Consider the following 20,500-nt stretch of genomic DNA (forward strand, 5'->3'; position numbering starts at 1 on the left):
AAAAGTGCCTCTAAACCCTTGTGAGATAAGGATTTTTTGATTTTTCAGCAAGCCCTAATTAAAACGGATTAAGAATGCTCAGGCAACCACGCTTGGGCATTTTTTAATGTCGTTAGGGTTGCAACGCCATAAACTATCGGCTGATTCAAATCTTTATTTTTCCTCACTTCCGCATACAACAAAGAAGTTGATAAAAAACAGGAGGAGGCATGCTTTTGTTTCCAGTTTATTAGTCCAGGACTTTCAAAACGGTAAAAATTAATCCAGAATCAATAAGGGAGAGGGCATAAATATGAATAGTTCAGTTGTTCGGGTTTTTGGAAATCAATTTCTCAACGCATTTGGCATTCAATTGCCAACAATCGTAGAGCACATCCCCACCGAAATTCTGACCATCAGTGGAGAGAAACTCATCATCCAGGAGTTGTTCCGTCTGGAGGATGACACATTGTTGCACATTGAATATCAGTCATCTGCGAGTCCAGATGATTTGGATCAATTGTTCGTTGACTTGATGTGGTACGATCTAAAGATCGGAGAGAAGCACGGGAAATTAATCAACACGATCGTTGTTTTGGGATCAGCAATAAACAAGGCAGAACTCAGCAGGGATCTTGGAGCAATCAAGTATAAGGTCACGGAAGCTGTTTGGCTTAGCAAGCAGAATGGGGATCAGCTTACAGAGGAATTGACCAAAAAAGTGGAACAGAAAGGCGAGCTGACGGACGAGGAATTGTCCAAGCTCATAATGCTACCTTTTATGCAGACTAATATTTCACGTTTCCAGAGAACAGTGCAGTCAATCCAGATCGCAAATCAATTGGTTGATAAGGGGAAAAGGGATATGGTGACTAAGCTTATGAAGACGATGGCCAAAAAAATACTAACTGGCGACGATTTTGAACAAGTTGTACAAGCCTTAGCGAAAGCTTAGATGATATGAAGAGGATCGGAAAATCGGATAAATGCCGATATTCGATCCTTTTTGATTCTAAGAATGATGATTTATGCAGACCTTCCATGCTATAGATTCTCGTAAAAGAAATCGATCTTTTGTTCTGGACTCCAGGATGATGCATAAACAACCTTGCTTTGTCCCCGTCTTTGAAAACGTACCTCCACCACTTCTGGTTTTATGTAGATGGGGTTACAAATCTGGAAGTGCAATTTTCTGCTAATATTTTTATTCTCGTAAACAATCACTGCTTCTTTATCTAAGAATTCCATAGTACGATAAGAATACCATATTCCCTCAAAACATAGATATGGCGGCAATTTATGCGAGAAAAGTCTGCTGAGCTTAGGTACTACCGAAAATACAAATTCTCCAATCCCCATGAATCTATCTCCTTTAAGAATTATTTCGAAAAATTCGGACTTCCTCTCGTCAGCCCTGTTATCCCTGTCTTGTCGATTGGCTTTAGACCACATCGGTTATGATTCTTAATTTGATCCATCATCCACCCCTCCTATGTGGCGGATAAATAGAAAAGGCCAAGCGAACTATTTCTCACCTGACCCCCGTTTTTCTCTGTTCCTTATCCATGTACATATTCTGGTCGGCTGATTTGATCAACTCGTCTAAATCTCTACTGACATCAGGAAAGATTGATGATCCGATGGAAACACTAACGCCTACGTTGACTTGCTTCGAAAGATTCTCCAGATCATTGTGCAGTCTCTTGAGAAAAGTTTGTAGTCCAGCCTCATCTTTGTAATGACCTATTACCAGGAATTCGTCCCCTCCCCAGCGAGCAGCGATATCACTTTTTCGTGTTGATCTAATTAGTGTTTCAGCAATCTGGGTTAGAATCAAATCACCTTTATGATGACCGTACTTGTCATTTATATGCTTGAAGTTGTCACAATCAATAACCAATAAAAAGAGTTTACTTTTTGCTCGTTCAGCTAATGATGCGATCTTTTCGAAACTTTTTATCACGAATCTGCGATTATACAGCCCTGTTAACTCATCTTTCTCAGAATAAAATTTGACCTTATCATACTGTTTGCCAGTCCAATATCCTCCAAATATCAAGAGAGGATAAGTATATACGTCGAATGGTTCAATCTTTCCATCTCGATAAAAATAATAGACGATATACATCGAATGCAATAAAAAAGCAAAAATAGTTATAAAGATTCTACCCTTATATTTCATGTTGAATCCCGCCTAAAATAGTCATAAAGAACTATCAATACCATTGGAATTATACCATCATTTTACAGAGGAAGTATATTTCAGTATTATTATAAAGCATAATAGCACAAAAAGTTGGGGAATTCATGAGATAATCGAATTTTGTTGGCTATAGCCTATAGAGTGTATCGCCTGTTTGTCTTCTAATGTTCTCAAAAAGGAGTAAAACCTTGATTGAGAACATTTTTGGTGAGATACTTCGCAAGCATAGAAAAGAAAGTAAATTGTCCCAGGAAGACTTAGCATTAAATGCAGAGATAGATCGAAGTTTTTTGTCGGAAATAGAACGTGGAATCAGGAAGCCGACCATAAACACAGTATTTGCTTTATGTTATGCACTTCATATTAAGCCATCTGATTTGATAAGAGAAGTGGAAGAAGAGTATGAACGGAAGCGTGAAGCAACTCATGAATTAACTGATGACTAAATCTTGGTTACATTGTAGATCAGAGGAGAGATCCCTCTGGTCTTTTGTTTTTGGTCTGAATACAATCGCCATTTTGATAATTGGAGGAAATTCAAAAGAAATCAAAGTATTCCCAAACAACCGATAATATCATACTATGGTACTACTATGATAACAAATAGGTGGTGTATAACATGGGTATTTTTGGCGGAGGAGGGCTTTTTAATGGCGGAGGTTTCTTTGGTGGTAGCGGAGGAATAAGAGGTAAAGACCCATTTGAAAGAGAAGCTGAAAGACGAACAAGAAAAGCTGTTGAAAAAGTTGCGACCAAAATTTCCCCAACATTAGGAAATGTAGTGAAAGTTGTTAATGGAGTACAAGAAGCAAAAGATGATCTTATATATGGCAAGCAACCTTCATTGAAGGAGATATTAGATAACGATAAAAAAATAGTAAAAAACTTTACTCCTGCATATGGAGCCCTTGTGTATTGTGAACTTGGTTTTGGCTCCATGGAACACTCTGGGATTTATGTTGGTGGAAACAGAATTATTGATTTAGATGGAAAAGGTAATATAAAGAAGGTTAGCCTTAAAGAATTTACGAGTCATATTACAACCTTAGATACCGATGTTTGGGTTCCTTGTGATAACGATGGAAATCCAATAGGTCTGAGTAATGCTGGAGACAGAGCCGTTAATATTCTTGGTGGGAAACGAGAATATAATTTAATCCTTGATAATTGTCATCAGTTTGCATCTGGATGTATAACGGGAAATTTTGAGAATGCTGATAATTTTCTTTGGATGTTAAAAGACACATTTGCTAAAACATATGGATATAACGTTGTCTGGAGAAAGTGGGAGTGGCACAAAAAATAGGTTTATAGCTTTATGTGTGCTGTCGGGAGAAGAAAGATCAATATAGTGAGTGAAACCACCTAATCGGGTGGTTTTTCTCTGTTTTTCTGGCTATTCATCATATAAACAGATCCTTGATTTTATTATTGAGTATTGGAAATACGATAAGTAAAATAGTGGTAATATCAGGGATTATGAAATAGGAGGATTAACTTGAAGAGCACAGGTATTGTCAGAAAAGTAGATGAACTTGGTCGGGTTGTGTTACCAATTGAACTTCGAGACATGTTAGACGTTAAGATTAAGGATTCACTGGAGATATTTATCGATGAAGAGGAAGAGATTATGGTTCTGAAAAAATACCAAGGTAGCTCTTGTATTTTCTGTGGCAAATATAGCAATGATTTAATTTTTTTCAAAAAATACTTGGTGTGCCATACATGCATCTCAGAATTAGGACCTTCTACGAAGGCGGATAACGGGGAGGAGGATCGTGTCTACGAAGAAGTAGCGGCAACTGTCTCTGATGTAGAGATAGACACAAAGAAGCGGAAACGACGTAAAGAAAACAAGTCTGACACTGTGATGAATCAACTACATGCGGCAATCATGGCAAATCCAAAAGCATCCCAGGCAGAATTGGCAAAAATCTTGGGCATCTCGCAAGGATATGTCTGCATTTTGATGAAGAAACTGCGGGACTCAGGGCTTATCACAAAAGGCAAGCGGGATTAGGGCGAGGAGGGCTATCATGGACAAGGAAGAAGAGAAGCTGTTGAAGGAATTGATCGAGTTTGATGATGATTTTCCAAAAGGAATTTATGCGGTTCCAAGCCCCAAATGTTTACCCAAATACGCCATTAGAAGAATTGCGAAGTACATGGAAGAAAACGGGATTGAAGGTCCGCTAAGTAAAGAAGAACTCAAACAATTCAGGATTGAGCCGAAAGGGTATATTTGTAAGGAAGTTCAATGTGTTGAAGAAGCGACACATTGGTTAGCTACATTTGATGATGCTATTGATGGATGTGAAGTCACACCATTTCAACTGTATAGAATTTTCCACGACAAGTATGACGACGAACATCTTATCATCGACGACAATGGTAACTTCTCACTGATTTATCTATGGCATGAGGGAAGATTTGTTGTTCTGGAGGAGACAAGGAAATGACAGAACTAAAGGGTGAAAGGTGATGGCTGAGTGATGGCTGATGATCGTAATCGCTGTTTTTTCATATATACTCATCCCGTATCTTGCATATCTATTCAATAAGAAGCTAAGTGCTGTTAACATGGAAAAACAAGATAAGCGGAGTTTGTATTGGATATTTACGATTATGCTTTTGATCGATTGCATATGAAATGCGGTAGGGTTGTTTAGGGGAATCGGGTAAATGGGAAAAGGTTGAAATTGATTAATGGTTCAATAGAGTTTGTTATATAACAGAATTCGAATTTGTTTGACAACTGTTATAGTATTGATTATCATTGCAATAAAGTGGATAAAACCGAAAGGAAAGGACTGAGCTTTGTGATTCAAAACTCACGAATAACGAGCCACAAAAGTATACGGAAGCGGAAAAGCACTCAATCTCGATAAAAGAGAATGGGTGCTTTTACTTTTTTCCTACCAGTTACAATCCTAACTGTATTGAATTAGATATTTATGGGACATGCCCCCTGTCAAACTATTCCCTAAATAGAGGAGCTGAAGAACAATGAAAGCAATTCTGAAAAAGCAGTTTGTCCAAAACATCATAATCGAAGTGGTTGCCGATCTGATAATGGTTGCTGTTGGTATCATTCTTGCTTATTACGTCAAAACGAAGATGTTTTAATCGAGGAAAAGGCTATGCAATTCTTAATTTGAAAGGAGAATCAGCATGGATCAACCCCAAAAAATCGACCATTATCATCGATTCATTCCAATCGTGGACAACGAGAATGAGTGCCTACTTGTTGTTCCGATGAGGGTTCTGAGACAAGCAAACATCGAAATCGGCGACGATCTCCTCGTCATGACTACAAAACATGGACTCGCCATAAAGAAATTAAAGCAAAATGCCAAACGTTAAGTAGTCAAAAAAGATGGAGGTTTGGAGCAGTATGATTGCAAACAATGCAAGCGATCAAAAGAACAACTTCATACCGCGAAGATTCGGACAACCGATCCCTGCTGAGATATTCGAATCGCTTCCAAGCTGTTTCGAATACACGGGTGAAGACCTTTTTTGGTCTGACGAACAAATGCAGAATTGCATTTTGATACTTGCGGCTCATTTTGGACTGCAACGCTTCGTTCATGCACTTCCTCCGCATTCGAGGGAAGAGCTGATGTGCATTCTTGAGGAAGAGCAATTGAGGTGGTGAGGAAAGGGGAGAGATAAGCATGATGATTACATACAAAATTAATGTTACAGATGGATTGAAGCGAGAGATTGAGCAAGCAATTGAGGATAAAGTTGAAGCGATCGTGGATGGTGAACAGTTTACGATTATCCATAATGGAATGGCAATTTTGGGAACGAGGTTAGAAAACATCGTTGAAATCGAGCGGATAATTGAAAAAGTTTTATAAACTGAGGGGGCTGGAATGATGCTTAAAAAGAGCTATCTTGTTCCGAAAAAAGAGGGACAATTGCTAAATTGCAAAGAGTGGGACGAGCATACGAGCGAAGAGCACAAGTGGGAATTATGGGAAGGAATACCCTTCTCTACAGAAGTATACGAACGTGATCGGCTCGCGATCTGTCTGATATATTCCATGGGTCTTGAATACTTTGTCAACGAGCTACTTCCTGACGAATCAAAAGTAATATTGCTCCAGCTCCTTCAAAATACGATTAAAGATGATAACGAAGGGTGAGGTTAAAATGGGTCAATACTTGCAGGCAGGCATCTGCTATCAGATAGTCATCAGAAAGCGAGAATTTGCTGACATAATAACAACCGAGCAACTGTGCGAAGAATTGAACAAAGAAATCGACATATCGATTTTTAATCCTGAAGAAACGAATGAACATGTCCGCTTTGTTATCAAAGAAGAAATCGTGCTCGAACAGCTACATGATTTCATGGAACATCAGTTTTCACTTTACAATGCAGCATACCAGGATGAATTCTCCACCGTCTTATCAGAAATTTCTAAGAAGAAGTCTTTGGCGACTATCATTGAATTGGCGAAGGAGAAACAGTTTCGCTTTTTCCAGGAAAGTGATGTTCTTCAGAATTTTACAGTTCTGTCGTGGAAAAGCATAGGTGTAAAGGTATCGTTGCTTGCGTTTCTCTGCGAAGGCAAAATATTGATGGAGTGCTATGGCGATTTTATGCAATACCTCGAAAGATTGGTTCGGTCAAACTCGAAGCAAACAATTGCGGGAGCATTCCGAGCCTTCATTGATTAGACGAAGCGAAGCCTGTTGTTATTAATTTTTGCAGGAGATGATCTTATGCCGAGGAAGATCAATCGAAACAAAAAATCGAAAAGTCCAAATCGGATTCATTCAAGAATTCCGATTGGAGAAATGTATAAAAAGGAACTTGAGGATTTGGAACGAGCGATAAAAATCGTGGAGAGAGGGTGTTGGAAAAATTAGACTATCAATTTTGAGGGAAAAAAGACGGCGTGGGGGAGGGTGAGAGAGAATGACAGGCATGCGACATCCAGAGTTGAAACTTCTATTTCGGAAAGAATATCTGCGGTTCTTCCTTCTCATCCATATCCCTTTCTACCTCTGGTTGTTTATTACAAGGGAATACCCTGTTTTTTTGGCAACCTTTGATGCAACGATTATCTTGCTTGCTGTCTTATATTTCTTAGTCATCAGACCACTGATGCTAAATGGAACCATTAAGGCTTATTACCGCAAGCATTATCGAACAAAGACGAAGGGTTCTGTTCTGAGCGTGACATATACAGGCATTTGGTTTAGTGCATTGTTTCGTTCTTTCCTGCTTGTGGGGAATTTCCTTATTCAGTATTTCACGTTTGATGCTGATGAAGTACCTTCGCTCCTTGAGCATATGAAGCGGAACTTTCTAAGTATGGACGGGGCTACAGCGGGAGTGACAGTGTTTGGCCTTTTCCTTTATTTGCTGTATTACAAGGAGCGTTTTATTAGCATTCAGTTATTCAGCAATCGAACGATGATTCTCATCCTGGAAGGCTGGAGTGTAGAAGCCGCAATGAAAAGGGTGTTGAGCGAACGGGAATCTGAACTTGCACACAAATATATTTCGATGCCTAAACCAGTTGTAGTACGGCAAGAAACAAAGCAAAGCTCCGAAACGTCTCAACCCTCTGCTCCTCCTGTTCAGGATGATCAAGGTCAATCAAATGTCATTGCCTTTCCTGTCACTCCGATGCGGCGGCATGCCAGGAAATAAAGGGGGTGCAAAAATGTTCAGGCGAAAAACAGGGTTTAAGGTTGAGGGGCATCAGATTCGTTTTGAATGCCTCGGACATAAGGTTAAAGGACTGGAGATCTGGTACGAAAACAAGCGTGTTAGAGACGTTTTTAAGGATATGCCATATTCAAACTCGGTTGTCGAAGCTTTTCGAGCCTATAAAGAAGATTCGGATATAAATTATCAATATCTTCTGATCACTGACAATATGGACAAGAGCGATAATTGGTTTTATCGCCAAAACAAAGTGTGGGTCGTCACGCTGAAATATGTGCTTGAAACAATTGTCCAGGCATTATCTCTGCAAAATATTGATATCGAGCCTTTGAGGAGGTTTATTGACCGATGCAGATGTTTGACATCGAATTCGATCATGAGCTGTTCTTGAATTATACCCAAGAGTTGCACAAGCATCTTTTTGGAGATGGTGTAACGTTTGAGGATCTTATTCGGGATATAGACAATCATCATCAAAAACACCACTTGGTAACACTTCATCTTTTAAAAGATAAAGAGACCTTCCATAGCTATTACGACAGAAAGCATGAGCTTGGTCTTGATTCAGTATTAAACATCATTATTTGTGCCTTAACCGAAGATACAGCAGGGGATAAAATCAAGGAACATCTTGTTTCTTGTTTATCGATTACGCCAGAGATGAAGACATCTGAGGCAAAAAGCAATGATAGGAAGCTTTTAATGAAGAACTTGAAATCGTTTATGATGTACGCTCGAAAGAAGAGGGGTGTCTTCGATCAAGCGATTCAGGAATGACTTATGAAAGACTTCACACAATGTTATGAAAGAGTTTCATAACAATTGCATAACTTATGCATAATTCTTTATGAAGGTTATGCATAACGCTTATGTATAACCTTCATAAAAGTTATGCAAGTCTTTCATAACTTTTATGCATATCTTTCATACATTCTATGAAGGATGTGTGAGGTTAGCTCGAACGTGGTTCGACCAGCAAGCTATTCGCTATCATGAAGAGTCAATATACAATCGAAAAAAGAAAAAATGAAGGAGTGTTTCAAATGATAAATTCATCAAAAATAGCAACAGCATTCTTGGCGGCGGCAGTTATACTATCAGCAAGTGTTCCCGCAGTTATGGCAGCGGGACATTCCGCCGTCTCGCAAACCGAAAAAGCATACTCTGTCGTAACAAACGGTAAATTGCTTGACGATGTTTCCGTATTCGAGGAGGATGGCATCATCAATGTACAGCTCGCTCCGATTGTCAAATCTATGGGCGAATCCATCCAATGGGATGAAGATACTCAGACGGCAATTATCACGAAAAAAGACCAAACAGTTATCAAGGTAACAGTAAACAAGACTGTTGCCACGATCAATGACAAAGACGTGATTCTATCAACAAAAAAAATCGATAATGTAATCGTCCCTTCGTCGGCAAGAGCGACGAGTACCGCTGGTAAGCTGTTTGTGCCAGTTGAAGCATTCAAAAATGCCTTTGGCTACAGCGTTCAGGTGAAGAACAGGGGTTCAGAAAAAATCATTATGATTCAGGAATCGACCGAGAAAAACAAAAAGAAAGAAGCGGCTACGCCCGTTTTGAAAGGTGGCAAGCTTGATCTGCCCTATCCAGCGTCGAATTGGGTTCCGCCTCTGATCAAATCTGAGGATACAGGCGACAAGTATAAAAACTATAAAATTCTCGAATCTGAATTGGGTTTAGTCAAAGGGGCGTTCTTCATTCCCCATTCTGGTTCCAATAGAATTGAGTTATCTGACTTGATGGTTTCCGCCTATGATGATGGAACAACCCACATTGTCATTTATACGTGGTACGGAAGCAAGACAGAGGAGAGTGTTCACAATAGAACGCCGTATATCGGACGCGAAGTCTTTAAGTTCTATTTTTCAAAAGACCACGATAAACTATTCAACATCGTCGATAAGGGGTTAACTGGAAACTTAGATACTAAGGAGTTTTTAAACAAGGAATTTGTGTTCGATGGTCGTAAGGTTCTGATCAAAAAAACTGGAGAAGCGATTACCATATTCATTTCGAAGAAATAACGAGACGAGGCGAAAGCCTCTTCTTTTTTTGTGCAAAAAAACTCAAAAAGCTTATCAAATCATTGGAAATATCTAAAATATATAAGCTTTTCATCGGACGTTATACGACCAAAACTATGTATTCATGAAAGGTGAATTCAAACATAATCAAAACAGAAAAAAGAGGGAGGATGAGAGATGGAAAAAAACAAAAAAATTTTTTTTGGATTGATGGTTATTACAGGACTCTGTGTGAGCATATTTGCTTACAGCAATTTAAAATCAGAGGCAGATACGATTGATCTGGGATCTAAGGTTGAGCGACATTGGGATGATGGGAATGGAAACCAAGTTCGAGACACTTCGCAGTCGCCGACATACATCACCTTTAAGCCAGGAACTATACAGTATAGGGAATATGGTGATAGGAAGTTTTGGCAAAGACTTCATGAGAATCAGTTCCTTGTTTACTCTCCGATTGAGCCGAAGAAGACTCAGCGTAACAATGCAAACATGGACTTGTCTATTATGATCGAAAATCGTGTCCAGCTACCAGATAGAGACTACTGGAAACTTGTTGATCCCGACTGGAATCAAAACTTGAAGCTTGGTTCGATAGAACCAGGATATCAGTCAAAAGACATGTACCGTGGCGATAATACTGGTACAACAACGCTAACTGGGAGCAAGTATTTCGACAAGAAGTACGAATGGCGTTTTATCGGCGTGGGAAGCTCAGGTGTCGGAATCCAGAATCCGTTCTTCCCGCCAGATTACCCAGTCGAGACTAAGGATGACTGGAGACCAGAGCTTAAAAATTGGATTGAAGAGCCGTGGAATCATTTCACCAGTCCTTCGCCTTACGACGATCCTTCGATGCGGGAACAGAAAGTTTCCTGGTTTGAGAAGTATTTTTTTAAGCAGAACCCCTCGTTTGTTATAAAATCACTGACTCTCAAGCAGAACGCAGAGTATTGGGCAAAATACTTTACACTCCATAACAATCCTGACGAATCAACGGGGATTGTTACGGGATGGCATAAAACCGCAAGTGGAAGAGTCTATTATGCAAGTTTCATCATGGCGACTCCCCCACAAAGTAATTTGCGGCTTATCGACTATCAAATTCATGAGAAGCAAACAGGAAAACTCATTGCACAACAAACAATTGACGAGTCTAATGATACTAACACCGAGAAAAAGCTCAATACCGTGGGACCATATGTTGAGGCGGGTAAAACGTACACGATTACGGCAAAAGTGAAAAACATGATCATACCAGGTTTAAACGGAAAGGATACCAAACACCAGCCCATTCGACTATATCAGGCATACAAAGTTGATGATGATGTTTACACCTACAACTATACAGTTTCGCCAAACGAAAACGTGTATCCGACAAATCAGGTAACGACGATCCAATATGGAAAATCTGTTGATTTTAGCAAACAAAAAGATAGAGATGGTAAAGAGGTTCAATGGGAGTTTACAGTGCCAACGAATGCGAAAAAAGAAATAACGTTTGAGGCTGGAATTGACTACGGATTCTATCTCGCTGGCGAAAACATCTATCAGGACGATGATTTTGCAGAGATCAGACTGAAAATCAAGCCAGAAGATATAGGAGTAACCAAAGATGCAATTCTAATTGATCAGAATGGAAAGCAAGTCGAGGATGTTGTTCCCTATCAAACGTATAGCCTGCGTTTCTTTGTTAAGAAGTTTGCAGGAGATGCGAAAGTTGGAGATTCGAATGACCCGAAAAACCCTTATGCTTCCGTGGATGTTGCCGTATCAGACAAAGGCACTATCACAAAATACTATAATCAAGTAAAGACAAAAGAAATGATCACAAAAGAAGGTCAAGTCGTTCAGATTGATGTCCCAAACGCAATAACACCTTCCACACCAATGGTTGAAGCAACATGGCAACTTGCTCAGTTGCACCGTGACAATGGGCAAAGTCAAATTTTTGAAAACGATGGTCCTTACAAAAAACTGTGGGCATCTGAAATCAATATTAGCGTAAACAACTTCAAAATTACACCGCCAGCATTTATGCTACCTGTGGGACAAAACTCTACAACAGAAACAGTGTCCTTTAATTTTGACGTGATGAACCACAATGTCGAAAACCAAGACAAAGACATTGAAATTGTCATCAAAAAAGGCGGTCAAGTGATATGGAGTGACACTATAAGCATACCTGCGAATCGTATATATACAGTGCCAACGATTACTGTACCTGCTGTTAACCTGAGTGGTGGAGAAAATGCATTCTCCGTTGAGGTTAACCCGCCTCCAAGAAAGTGGTTCGAATTCTTGAAGGATGGTTCAGATCCTTATGCTGATAATATTGCATTCAACTCTGTTATGGTTCACCCAAATCAACCTGCAAGCCAGTGCTTGATTTTGAACAATGAGAACACTTGGTCAACCACGCACTACTTGCGTGAATGGCATGGATATCGTGTTTATTGGACGCATTGTACCAAGAGCGGATGCCACCAGCATAGTTATTGCGTAACAACCAGCGATGTCTCTTGGACAGAAACCATTGATTATTACGAACGGTATACGATTTCTGCGGTTATGTTTAGAAGCAAACTGACGAAAGACCAAGCGATTCGTGATGGAGCAAATCCAGGCGATCCTAATGTGGGATGGGTGGATATCGCAAATGGTAGACCTGGAGAAGTAAAAGCAGGTTATGGGTTCGAAATCAAATACATTGTTACTTATAGGACAAATACATTTACCGCATCACCTAAACCTTGGCATAGAGATTGTAGTGGTAAAACCGTAAATCCGAGACATGGTAGCCCTGTTGATGCTCCAAATAGCATCCAAGTCGCAATGCCATTCAACGATAAATCTGGACAGCCAGTAAAGTACAATCTGAATTCAACTTCAGAATCGGGACGTTGGGACAACTTGACTCAAACTTACGAAATGCCATACCACAATGCCTTCAACATGAAGCAAACAAGGGAAATTTATACCAATGTTACGGCAAAAGATGGCGATTACCCGATCAGAATCGATACGTATCCTTACTTCTATGGCTCGTATGACAAGCCCCAGACCTCAAAGTTTCTTTGCGATTACAAAATCGTCAATATTCGAGTGCGTGGAGCTGACACCGATGACATCAAGAGTCACCTAACTCAGTAAAATTATAGAAATAGTTGAAAGGGATTAGGGGCTAATACTCCTGACCCTTTTTATTTCACATCGACAGTATCACGAAGCAAGGTTTTCTGCTAAACTTAGCTTCAAATCGAAATACTGGTGGTGAGAGTAGTGCTAAAAATTAGCCAATGTGTATTTTGTGGATGCCTGACAGTACCTCCTGCCAGACTGGAGATCCCCGTAAGATCCAATAAAATCAAAAGCATACAAGCTGATGGTGCAAAGTGCTCTCAATGCGGAGAAGAATACTATGATGCACAGACAATGCGAACGATAGAGGAACTCGAAAAAGCTTAGGAATTAAATAATGAACTGTAACAACGAGCGTGATCCCAATTCTCGCTCTTTTTTTATTTTTGACGCCAATCCCGTTGCTTTTTTAACTTCATCCACCCTTCCCTCCTCAACTTTTCCTCGATTGTTATTATAACTGCAAAGCAAATCTATAATATTGCAAACTACAAATCAAAGCAGGCGAATGTAAGCATTTATTTTGGACAAGGTAGGACTTTAGGCAGAGGAAAAATTAAGAAGGGGATTGGTTTTAATGATGATCAAGAAGATGGTTTCTTATGTTGTGGGTCTGATGATTCTCTCATTTTTTGCAGGAGGCATTGTATCTTTTGCGTTGGAATTTGTACCATACCTATTGTTGGCGATTGTGTTGATTGCACCATTTTTCGGAGCAATCAGAATAAAAATGAATTGGAGTACAGGCATACTTTTTCTCTTTAAGGTATTGAAGTTTCGTAAAGTGTCCATTACCTTTTTATTGGTCAGTTGCATTGTGATAATGATGCTATTCAAGGTTATGGTGATGAAGATATTAATGGCCGTGCTGTTCGCTTTGGGGGGAGCGACAGTGATATGCATCGGTTGGGAATCCGTCCGCTATGGACTTAACAAGTGGAAGGCAATCCAAATCGTTTCGTTTGTACAAGCTTTTAAAAAGGCATGGTAGCTACCCAAAGAGCCAGCTAAATACTGGCTTTTTGCATTCCCGATATCATTGATTTTCGGCAATTTGGTAAAATCAAAACAGAGGAGGATGATCGGTATGGAAATGGGGCAAATGGCAACATTGCTACGCACGATTATTTCTGAGGAATTAAAGCCTATCCGAGACGATGTCTCTGGATTGAAAAACGATATGGAGGGTTTGAAGCAAGATGTTTCAGCCATGAACGAAAGACTGAAAAGGGTCGAGGAAACCGTTAGCAGGGTGGAGGCTTCGCAAAGCGAAGAGGTAACAGGTATGCTGAAACTCTTGGATAGAAAAATTGGATGTCATACGAAAAGATGTTGAATTTACATTCATGAAAGTTTCGAAGAATGAATTGGAGATCAATAGGCTGAAAATGTAAAAAATCAGGTGAATAAGGCAAGGGGAAAAGACCAGGGGAACAATTGCTCTGGTCTTTTTGTTTTGAAAATGAAGATAAAAAAGACCCGATAAACGGGTCGTTAATAAGGATGGAGATGGCAGATTGTGTTATCTTATACGCGTTTCTCAGTTCAAATATTCACTGCTTGGGGAATGTAAATTTTTTTGTGTAAATGGGTTTTTAATAGGTGAATGATTACGTCAACGGCTTTACATGGAGGGGCGGGCATGATAGGCTCGGTTGCCTTGCGATGCATGGTTTAGAGGCATCGCTCCATCGCAAGAAATCATGCCCGCAGAGGCTCCATGTCAAGCCGACTCAACAGCTGGGTTATGCGGATAGCTCCTCTTGCAATCGATCTCCAAAATGGATGGCCAGTTGTGATATACATTCTTTCCAACTCCGAAGGGGCATCGTCCATTTCTTCGATGCTTCCATGGTAGCCAGAAAGATGATTTTCCGCAGAGCATCATCGGATGGATAAGCCGTTTTTGTCTTTGTGACCTTACGGAGTTGCCGATGATAGCCCTCGATGATATTCGTCGTATAGATCATCTTGCGTATCTCTGGGGGATAGCTAAAATAGGCGGTCAGTTCGAGCCAATTATTTTCCCAGGACCGAATAATGATGGGGTACTTCTTGCCCCACTTGTCTTTGAATGCAACAAATGCTGATTCAGCCTCTTCCAGTGTAAGGGCTTGATAGACTTTCTTTAAATCTGCCAAGACAGCCTTTTCTTCCTTGAACGGTACATATTTCATCGAGTTGCGAATCTGGTGAATGACGCACAGTTGAATTTGGGTTCTCGGAAAGGCAGCGTTGATCGCCTCGGAAAAACCAGCCAGTCCATCCTTGCAGGCGATCAGAATATCTTCAACCCCACGGCTTTTCAGCTCTGTACACACATTGAGCCAGAAGCTTGCACTCTCGTGCTCGCCAATCCAAATGCCCAATATGTCCTTATGACCTGACATGGTAATACCCAAAACACTGTAAGCTGCTTTGTTGACAATCCGATTTTCTTGCCGAACCTTAAAGTGGATGGCATCAAGAAACACGATGGGATAGACTCGATCAAGTGGTCTGCATTGCCATTCTGCCACCATCGGCATAATCTTGTCGGTTACTTTACTGACCATCGTAGGAGACACGTCGATCCCATACAGATCCTTCATGTGTTCTTCAATATCGCGAGTAGACATACCTTTGGCGTAGAGTGCGATGATTTGCTCCTCCAAGCCATTTGTGGTTGTTTCATGCTTCTTCACAATGTGAGGTTCAAATTCGCCGTTGCGATCACGGGGGACACGAATTTCTGTATGGCCGAACTTTGTTTTCAGCGTCTTTTTGCTATACCCATTCCGACTATTTCCTGAATGATCGCCATCGGCACTATGCTTGGCATAGCCCAAATGGTCATCCATTTCTGCTTCAAACAACTGCTGGATGGTGTCACGGAACAAATCTTTTAGCATGATGTGCACGTCCTCGATGGTTCGGCAATCCTTCGCTAACTCCTTGATGGTCATGTCTCTCTTGTCTTGCATAAATGATCATCTCCTTAATGGGAAGTTTAACCATTTACACAAAACTTTTTACGCTCTCACTGCTTGTCGGAAGTATTGCCGACATAACTTGGTGGGGAATTGACCATCTCTCTTCCATAATCTCGGCAATTTCGTCATTTGACAGTTCAAGTTGATCCGCCTGTTCGACTGCAAGCCCGAACTCATGCTCAAACTTCATTCTCGCTTCTTCCTTATGTGCCTCAATGTCTGCCGCATACATAAAAGCGTCCTTTTCTTCCTCACTGCTAAAGATTTTTTCCCATTCGGGTATGCCATAGATTGTAGAGCCAACCAGTTCACCGTTGATGTAAATTCCGAAGCTCATATCATGGTTGCCGATTTCCTCGGCTTGCGACAGTGAGAATGTGATGTTTTTGTACTGCAATTGTTTTGTCATATAGCATGACCTCCTGATTTTAATCGTTCTACTTTCCTTCCTCTCTCATGATTTCAATGAGATCGACTTTCTTTTCTACTAATTTTGCGGAACCAGCGAGTCTGGCAAGCTCAATTGCCTTCTCTCGTTTGTCTGGTTTCTTCCCACCTTGCATGGCAACGCCTCCTAATAGACCTGCTTATTGTTGAATTGATAGGCAATCTCCTTTCAATTTTGGATTTTGATCACTCTCTTTGCTTCCAACCTGTTTTATATATGTCTGTCATATCATAAGCAGTTTCTTATGATTAAATAACAGACTCTCTTTATTCGCATCAAACGCATGTTCTTATTATATAGATTACACAAAGGTCTATCAACAAAAATATGCCAATAAAACAAATAAAACCCAATAGAGTTACCAAGGAAACTCCATTGAAAATAAAAAAAGCCGATACATCGGCTATACCACTATTCCTTATTCTTTTCCTCGTACTTCTCTGCATATCAATTGTGCATCGATATGATGTTTGGTTTTGACGGATCCGCCAGCAAGAAGTGCCAGGCGTATCTTGTCAGGATCAATCAGCTTATTTTGTTGGGCAATAACCCGTATCCATAAATGCAAGTCCTCATGATGAACAAACTCTTGATCTGAGTAGAGCATCGGAATCAAATTTGAATTTCGGACACATTCTTTAGCTTTATCGAGACTGATCCTAAAGCGTCTTTGCAATTCGTTTGTTATTTCATCAATAAGCCACAAGTCGGCTTGATTCAGTTTTCTATTCATTTTATTCACGCTCTCTTTTGTTCAGTTTGAAACAGACAAAGCAACGAGATCCCCATTTTTCCCTCCTCCCCATTATACTCTTCCATCAGACCTGCTTAAAGTTATCAAATTGGTAGCCTCCAACTATAACAACAAGAAAACAAAAAAAGAGAGGCTTACTGACACGCCCCGCCAAGTTTGTGATCAATGCAAGCTCTCCCTCTCCATTCACAAGATATCTTTTGAAAAGATTATACTACGGATAAAGAGAAAATATAATTCTCAAACCGTTTGAGAATGTCTGATAAATAAATGAGTGAATGAGAGAGAGAAATAGGCAAGTCGGCAAGCCTCCGAAAAAAGGAGGCTATTTTTTATGAAAGAAATCAAAGTATTTAATCGTGTTCCAATTTTCAACGAGAAGCAGATTGAAATGCAAACCGAGAAACAGATTCGATTTTTGAAGGCAGTACATCCCCAATTGACCGACACGCACTGGAATGAAGGTCGAGTTGAGCTTAGACCGATCAAACGTGATCCGAACCTCAAAGATTATTTGCGTAGCTTTGGTTCGTGGCATCTTGGAGATAAAGATGTTGCCGAATTGAAGAAATTCCTCGGTGCGATAAACGGAAAAGGGGTCGATCTCTATTATTCTGCATTTGCTTTTGACTACTCGATGGTAGTTTACGATAAGGACGGTAATAAGAAGCAGAAAGGAAAAGTCAACATTGAAAATGCTTTGTTTACGAGCATTTTAGCCGCCGACTTTGATGGTCTACCATCCGAGGAATTTCAACGAGAAAAACAGCGGTTGTTAGACATAGGCATTGAAACAATTGATGTATTCTCAGGGCATGGCTGGCAGAGCATTATTTTGCTCAATCATCGAGTATCGGATAAGGAAATTTTGAAGAAGTTCACGACACTGATGCTGGCGAAAGGCTTTAAGGTGGACTCTGCAATTGTTGATGCCGCAAGGGTTCTCAGAATGCCGTATTCGTTCAACAGTAAGGCTTTAGACAAAAAGACGAAATATTACGATCCAGTAAATCCTCTAATTATTGCGACCACAGATCATTTCTGGACGGAGCGGAGATATCATGTAACCGAAATCTTTGAGAAGTTGAACAGCTTGCCCGATACCATCAAGCAAACTAATCCTTTGACCGAGATCGATTTGAAGGCAATTTCCACTGCACCCATTAGCAACAGTGAAAGAAAAGCTGAAAAGGAGAAAGTCAAACGGGAAATCGAAGAGGTCAAGCAGATTAAGGTTGAAACATTGAAGGACGTTTATAGCATGCTTGACTTCGAGCGACTTCCATTGCCTATTCAAAAAATGTTAGGGGGAAGCCAAGAAGGGCTTCGGAATAAGGTGATGATGTTCATCATTCCGTTTCTGCGAAACACTTTGGGGTTAAGCATTCAGACAATCAAAGAAATATTGGCACTTTGGGGAGAGCGATGCTCGCCAAGCTTAGATGCCGACTTTGTACGCAGTGAAGTTGATCGAATTTATGCAAAGGGCTTCAAGGGGAAATTCGGGAAGTATACGGAAGAACTTCAGAAAGCTTACGGGTATCTGGAGTTCAACAAATATACGAAAAAGAACAAAATCATTATCCCAAACACTTTTTTCGAGGAATATGCCACTTTGCCTGATGGTGCGGTTCGGATTTATTTGGCGATGAAACTTGCTGAGAGTCTCGATGGGGTCAAGTCCTTTAATAAGGCGGAGATTCAGAATTATGCTCAGATTTCTGAGAGCACCTTTAAGCGTAACATGAAACCTTTAGTCGCAATGAATTTTGTCAGCAAGCGTAGGGCATGCAGAAGAAAAGGCGAGGATTATGCATATTATTTGAATCCTTATTTTAGTTCTGTCAAGGGGTTCACCATGTTGGATAATGCTGTAGCGAGATTGATGTTAAATGTACTAACGGACGGAGAAATAAAGCTCTACAGCTTTTTGAGCAAAATCGTTGGTGAAAAGGAATGCTGGACAAGTCAGAAATATCTTGCAGAAGAGACTGGGAAAAAGGGTCAGAGTTCGATTTCCAAAATGACTGACAGCCTGCAACGAAAAGGATTCATTACCAAGAGAACAACAGAAAAAGATGGTATTAAGCACTCGGCTTACAGTTTGAATTATTAAAGGTCAGCTATTCATATACTCTTGATCGTCGAAAACCCTTGAAACATCAGGGGTTTTCGATTTTAAGGGTCAACTATTCATACTATTAATAATAACAGTGAGGGAGAGAAGCGAGAGGATGCGAATTAGTAAACAACTCTTGAAACAGCAATACAAACTTTCAAGCAGGCGAACATTTGTTTTTATATTGTGTTGCAATGCATATAAGGAGATAAGAACAAAAAACAAGGAGGTAATTGCATGTACTTTTTTTCGAGAGAACACGAAAGGCGTTTTAACGAATTGTGTGAAAGGGACAATACTCACATCAAGGATATCGAAAGACGTTCGCTCTTTTACATTTTTTCAGGCAACGAATTGTTATACAAGAATATCGATCTCCTCTACGATTTTGAGGAACATGCTATTAGGCTGGAGGTTTACGAGCAACCTTTCCTAACCAGCGGTATTCGTAGCTTGATTGATTTAGCATTTCATTTGTACGGATCGGGTGCAGAGTGCGAGATTCGTTTCCTGTTCAATACACTTGACCGCCGCAACAGTATACTTGCTTTAAGTGCAATCAAATATCGCTTTCAAATTCCAGTTGAAATTATGGATGAAACATTGGTTGCATTTTTATCGGACAGGGATAATCAACATAAAAAATGGTGAGGAGAACTGGTATGGATGAACAACAGAAATATGTATCATTGGTGCTGAAGTTTTTGAGCGACGAAGTTGTAGAAGCTGAGGAATACGGAAGTGATTCCGTTACGTTAAATCTCAAAGATGTAAACTTTGAAATCGACGGAGTAGAGTGGGAACAAGCCATCCAAGAGCATCTGAAAGAAAACGGATATAATGATGTTAGTTTTCAGTATGGGGATGGAAATTGGGTTACGATCTATAAAAAATATACAAATGGGGGTTAGGGTTTCCTAATCCCTTTCTGTTGTACTACAGTTAGAAGTCGTCAAAGTAAATTGTAAGACAATAGAAAAACATATTCAACGTCGATTTGGTGATGAATCAAAATTGGATACGAATCAATCTCTATCCCATTTATGACGGGAAAATTTGCTCAGTTTTTGATACAATGGGAATGGTGCAATAGGACTACTAACCTCATTTCCCGAAGAGGTTTAAATAGATAAAAAGGAGA

General features: G+C 40.1%; 26 protein-coding genes. 20 read left to right on the forward strand and 6 right to left on the reverse strand.

What is annotated here, in order from left to right:
* Positions 1-292: 292 nt before the first annotated feature.
* A complete protein-coding gene (locus ACFFK0_RS06415; protein WP_377469172.1) occupies positions 293-934 on the forward strand; it encodes a hypothetical protein in 642 nt (213 codons plus the stop codon).
* 89 nt (positions 935-1,023) lie between these two features.
* Here the strand turns inward: ACFFK0_RS06415 and ACFFK0_RS06420 are convergent, their stop codons facing one another.
* Both ACFFK0_RS06420 and ACFFK0_RS06425 read right to left on the reverse strand, forming a co-directional pair.
* Complete coding sequence (locus tag ACFFK0_RS06420; RefSeq protein WP_377469173.1) at positions 1,024-1,338, reverse strand: hypothetical protein; 315 nt, start codon at positions 1,336-1,338, stop codon at positions 1,024-1,026.
* A 172-nt stretch (positions 1,339-1,510) separates the two neighbouring features.
* The gene (locus ACFFK0_RS06425) at positions 1,511-2,161 is read right to left on the reverse strand and encodes a GGDEF domain-containing protein (RefSeq protein WP_377469174.1); all 651 of its coding nucleotides are present in this window, start codon (positions 2,159-2,161) and stop codon (positions 1,511-1,513) included.
* Between the two features lie 209 nt (positions 2,162-2,370).
* Here ACFFK0_RS06425 and ACFFK0_RS06430 point away from each other — a divergent pair, with 209 nt between their 5' ends.
* From ACFFK0_RS06430 to ACFFK0_RS06505, 16 genes are all read left to right on the forward strand, one after another.
* Complete coding sequence (locus tag ACFFK0_RS06430) at positions 2,371-2,628, forward strand: helix-turn-helix domain-containing protein (RefSeq protein ID WP_377469175.1); 258 nt, start codon at positions 2,371-2,373, stop codon at positions 2,626-2,628.
* Between the two features lie 173 nt (positions 2,629-2,801).
* A complete protein-coding gene (locus ACFFK0_RS06435) occupies positions 2,802-3,488 on the forward strand; it encodes a C40 family peptidase (protein WP_377469176.1) in 687 nt (228 codons plus the stop codon).
* Between the two features lie 192 nt (positions 3,489-3,680).
* Positions 3,681-4,202, forward strand: coding sequence for an AbrB/MazE/SpoVT family DNA-binding domain-containing protein (locus ACFFK0_RS06440; protein WP_377469177.1), 522 nt, complete (start codon positions 3,681-3,683; stop codon positions 4,200-4,202).
* 16 nt (positions 4,203-4,218) lie between these two features.
* Entirely contained in the window at positions 4,219-4,641 is a 423-nt protein-coding gene (locus ACFFK0_RS06445; RefSeq protein WP_377469178.1) for a hypothetical protein, read from the forward strand.
* Positions 4,642-5,353: 712 nt separating this feature from the next.
* Positions 5,354-5,545: a hypothetical protein gene (locus ACFFK0_RS06450; RefSeq protein WP_377469179.1), complete on the forward strand. Its 192-nt coding sequence runs from the start codon at positions 5,354-5,356 to the stop codon at positions 5,543-5,545.
* A gap of 314 nt (positions 5,546-5,859) precedes the next feature.
* Positions 5,860-6,048 carry a hypothetical protein gene (locus tag ACFFK0_RS06455; RefSeq protein WP_377469181.1) on the forward strand — a complete coding sequence of 63 codons (189 nt, stop codon included), beginning with the start codon at positions 5,860-5,862 and terminating at the stop codon, positions 6,046-6,048.
* Between the two features lie 15 nt (positions 6,049-6,063).
* Positions 6,064-6,336 (forward strand): hypothetical protein, encoded by a 273-nt coding sequence (locus ACFFK0_RS06460; RefSeq protein ID WP_377469184.1) that lies wholly within the window; start codon positions 6,064-6,066, stop codon positions 6,334-6,336.
* Positions 6,337-6,343: 7 nt separating this feature from the next.
* Complete coding sequence (locus ACFFK0_RS06465) at positions 6,344-6,874, forward strand: hypothetical protein (RefSeq protein WP_377469186.1); 531 nt, start codon at positions 6,344-6,346, stop codon at positions 6,872-6,874.
* A gap of 241 nt (positions 6,875-7,115) precedes the next feature.
* Positions 7,116-7,856 (forward strand): hypothetical protein, encoded by a 741-nt coding sequence (locus ACFFK0_RS06470; RefSeq protein WP_377469187.1) that lies wholly within the window; start codon positions 7,116-7,118, stop codon positions 7,854-7,856.
* 13 nt (positions 7,857-7,869) lie between these two features.
* Positions 7,870-8,265: a hypothetical protein gene (locus tag ACFFK0_RS06475; protein ID WP_377469189.1), complete on the forward strand. Its 396-nt coding sequence runs from the start codon at positions 7,870-7,872 to the stop codon at positions 8,263-8,265.
* Positions 8,223-8,651 carry a hypothetical protein gene (locus ACFFK0_RS06480; protein ID WP_377469190.1) on the forward strand — a complete coding sequence of 143 codons (429 nt, stop codon included), beginning with the start codon at positions 8,223-8,225 and terminating at the stop codon, positions 8,649-8,651. The genes ACFFK0_RS06475 and ACFFK0_RS06480 overlap by 43 nt, the downstream gene beginning before the upstream one ends.
* A gap of 266 nt (positions 8,652-8,917) precedes the next feature.
* Positions 8,918-9,925: a stalk domain-containing protein gene (locus ACFFK0_RS06485; RefSeq protein ID WP_377469191.1), complete on the forward strand. Its 1,008-nt coding sequence runs from the start codon at positions 8,918-8,920 to the stop codon at positions 9,923-9,925.
* 177 nt (positions 9,926-10,102) lie between these two features.
* Entirely contained in the window at positions 10,103-13,078 is a 2,976-nt protein-coding gene (locus ACFFK0_RS06490) for an Athe_2463 domain-containing protein (RefSeq protein WP_377469192.1), read from the forward strand.
* Between the two features lie 129 nt (positions 13,079-13,207).
* Positions 13,208-13,393, forward strand: a complete 186-nt coding sequence (locus tag ACFFK0_RS06495) for a YgiT-type zinc finger protein (protein WP_377469193.1) — start codon at positions 13,208-13,210, stop codon at positions 13,391-13,393.
* Between the two features lie 250 nt (positions 13,394-13,643).
* Positions 13,644-14,057 (forward strand): hypothetical protein, encoded by a 414-nt coding sequence (locus ACFFK0_RS06500; protein WP_377469194.1) that lies wholly within the window; start codon positions 13,644-13,646, stop codon positions 14,055-14,057.
* A 96-nt stretch (positions 14,058-14,153) separates the two neighbouring features.
* Positions 14,154-14,402 (forward strand): hypothetical protein, encoded by a 249-nt coding sequence (locus tag ACFFK0_RS06505; protein WP_377469195.1) that lies wholly within the window; start codon positions 14,154-14,156, stop codon positions 14,400-14,402.
* Positions 14,403-14,811: 409 nt separating this feature from the next.
* Here ACFFK0_RS06505 and ACFFK0_RS06510 read toward each other — a convergent pair whose 3' ends face one another.
* The 4 genes from ACFFK0_RS06510 to ACFFK0_RS06525 all read right to left on the reverse strand — a co-directional run bounded on the left by ACFFK0_RS06510 (position 14,812) and on the right by ACFFK0_RS06525 (position 17,219).
* Positions 14,812-16,029, reverse strand: a complete 1,218-nt coding sequence (locus ACFFK0_RS06510) for an IS256 family transposase (protein WP_377469196.1) — start codon at positions 16,027-16,029, stop codon at positions 14,812-14,814.
* A 34-nt stretch (positions 16,030-16,063) separates the two neighbouring features.
* Positions 16,064-16,447, reverse strand: coding sequence for a hypothetical protein (locus ACFFK0_RS06515; RefSeq protein ID WP_377469197.1), 384 nt, complete (start codon positions 16,445-16,447; stop codon positions 16,064-16,066).
* A 28-nt stretch (positions 16,448-16,475) separates the two neighbouring features.
* Positions 16,476-16,601 carry a hypothetical protein gene (locus ACFFK0_RS06520; protein WP_377469198.1) on the reverse strand — a complete coding sequence of 42 codons (126 nt, stop codon included), beginning with the start codon at positions 16,599-16,601 and terminating at the stop codon, positions 16,476-16,478.
* Positions 16,602-16,904: 303 nt separating this feature from the next.
* Positions 16,905-17,219, reverse strand: coding sequence for a hypothetical protein (locus ACFFK0_RS06525; RefSeq protein ID WP_377469199.1), 315 nt, complete (start codon positions 17,217-17,219; stop codon positions 16,905-16,907).
* Positions 17,220-17,574: 355 nt separating this feature from the next.
* On the opposite strand from ACFFK0_RS06525, the gene ACFFK0_RS06530 reads away from it, so the two are divergent.
* From ACFFK0_RS06530 to ACFFK0_RS06540, 3 genes are all read left to right on the forward strand, one after another.
* Positions 17,575-19,356, forward strand: a complete 1,782-nt coding sequence (locus tag ACFFK0_RS06530) for a helix-turn-helix domain-containing protein (protein WP_377469200.1) — start codon at positions 17,575-17,577, stop codon at positions 19,354-19,356.
* Positions 19,357-19,596: 240 nt separating this feature from the next.
* Entirely contained in the window at positions 19,597-20,010 is a 414-nt protein-coding gene (locus ACFFK0_RS06535) for a DUF6075 family protein (RefSeq protein ID WP_377469201.1), read from the forward strand.
* Positions 20,011-20,021: 11 nt separating this feature from the next.
* A complete protein-coding gene (locus ACFFK0_RS06540; protein ID WP_377469203.1) occupies positions 20,022-20,270 on the forward strand; it encodes a hypothetical protein in 249 nt (82 codons plus the stop codon).
* Positions 20,271-20,500: the final 230 nt, after the last annotated feature.

Origin of the sequence: Paenibacillus chartarius (assembly GCF_042432825.1) — a bacterium.
GTDB classification, from domain to species: domain Bacteria; phylum Bacillota; class Bacilli; order Paenibacillales; family NBRC-103111; genus Gordoniibacillus; species Gordoniibacillus chartarius.

Excerpts from the sequence above, each read along its gene's own strand:
- ACFFK0_RS06415 (WP_377469172.1), top strand. The coding sequence starts at position 293 with ATGAATAGTTCAGTTGTTCGGGTTTTTGGAAATCAATTTCTCAACGCA.
- ACFFK0_RS06420 (WP_377469173.1), bottom strand. The coding sequence starts at position 1,338 with ATGGGGATTGGAGAATTTGTATTTTCGGTAGTACCTAAGCTCAGCAGA.
- ACFFK0_RS06425 (WP_377469174.1), bottom strand. The coding sequence starts at position 2,161 with ATGAAATATAAGGGTAGAATCTTTATAACTATTTTTGCTTTTTTATTG.
- ACFFK0_RS06435 (WP_377469176.1), top strand. The coding sequence starts at position 2,802 with ATGGGTATTTTTGGCGGAGGAGGGCTTTTTAATGGCGGAGGTTTCTTT.
- ACFFK0_RS06445 (WP_377469178.1), top strand. The coding sequence starts at position 4,219 with ATGGACAAGGAAGAAGAGAAGCTGTTGAAGGAATTGATCGAGTTTGAT.
- ACFFK0_RS06450 (WP_377469179.1), top strand. The coding sequence starts at position 5,354 with ATGGATCAACCCCAAAAAATCGACCATTATCATCGATTCATTCCAATC.
- ACFFK0_RS06455 (WP_377469181.1), top strand. The coding sequence starts at position 5,860 with ATGATGATTACATACAAAATTAATGTTACAGATGGATTGAAGCGAGAG.
- ACFFK0_RS06460 (WP_377469184.1), top strand. The coding sequence starts at position 6,064 with ATGATGCTTAAAAAGAGCTATCTTGTTCCGAAAAAAGAGGGACAATTG.
- ACFFK0_RS06465 (WP_377469186.1), top strand. The coding sequence starts at position 6,344 with ATGGGTCAATACTTGCAGGCAGGCATCTGCTATCAGATAGTCATCAGA.
- ACFFK0_RS06470 (WP_377469187.1), top strand. The coding sequence starts at position 7,116 with ATGACAGGCATGCGACATCCAGAGTTGAAACTTCTATTTCGGAAAGAA.
- ACFFK0_RS06475 (WP_377469189.1), top strand. The coding sequence starts at position 7,870 with ATGTTCAGGCGAAAAACAGGGTTTAAGGTTGAGGGGCATCAGATTCGT.
- ACFFK0_RS06480 (WP_377469190.1), top strand. The coding sequence starts at position 8,223 with ATGCAGATGTTTGACATCGAATTCGATCATGAGCTGTTCTTGAATTAT.
- ACFFK0_RS06485 (WP_377469191.1), top strand. The coding sequence starts at position 8,918 with ATGATAAATTCATCAAAAATAGCAACAGCATTCTTGGCGGCGGCAGTT.
- ACFFK0_RS06490 (WP_377469192.1), top strand. The coding sequence starts at position 10,103 with ATGGAAAAAAACAAAAAAATTTTTTTTGGATTGATGGTTATTACAGGA.
- ACFFK0_RS06500 (WP_377469194.1), top strand. The coding sequence starts at position 13,644 with ATGATGATCAAGAAGATGGTTTCTTATGTTGTGGGTCTGATGATTCTC.
- ACFFK0_RS06505 (WP_377469195.1), top strand. The coding sequence starts at position 14,154 with ATGGAAATGGGGCAAATGGCAACATTGCTACGCACGATTATTTCTGAG.
- ACFFK0_RS06510 (WP_377469196.1), bottom strand. The coding sequence starts at position 16,029 with ATGCAAGACAAGAGAGACATGACCATCAAGGAGTTAGCGAAGGATTGC.
- ACFFK0_RS06515 (WP_377469197.1), bottom strand. The coding sequence starts at position 16,447 with ATGACAAAACAATTGCAGTACAAAAACATCACATTCTCACTGTCGCAA.
- ACFFK0_RS06520 (WP_377469198.1), bottom strand. The coding sequence starts at position 16,601 with ATGCAAGGTGGGAAGAAACCAGACAAACGAGAGAAGGCAATTGAGCTT.
- ACFFK0_RS06525 (WP_377469199.1), bottom strand. The coding sequence starts at position 17,219 with ATGAATAGAAAACTGAATCAAGCCGACTTGTGGCTTATTGATGAAATA.
- ACFFK0_RS06530 (WP_377469200.1), top strand. The coding sequence starts at position 17,575 with ATGAAAGAAATCAAAGTATTTAATCGTGTTCCAATTTTCAACGAGAAG.
- ACFFK0_RS06535 (WP_377469201.1), top strand. The coding sequence starts at position 19,597 with ATGTACTTTTTTTCGAGAGAACACGAAAGGCGTTTTAACGAATTGTGT.
- ACFFK0_RS06540 (WP_377469203.1), top strand. The coding sequence starts at position 20,022 with ATGGATGAACAACAGAAATATGTATCATTGGTGCTGAAGTTTTTGAGC.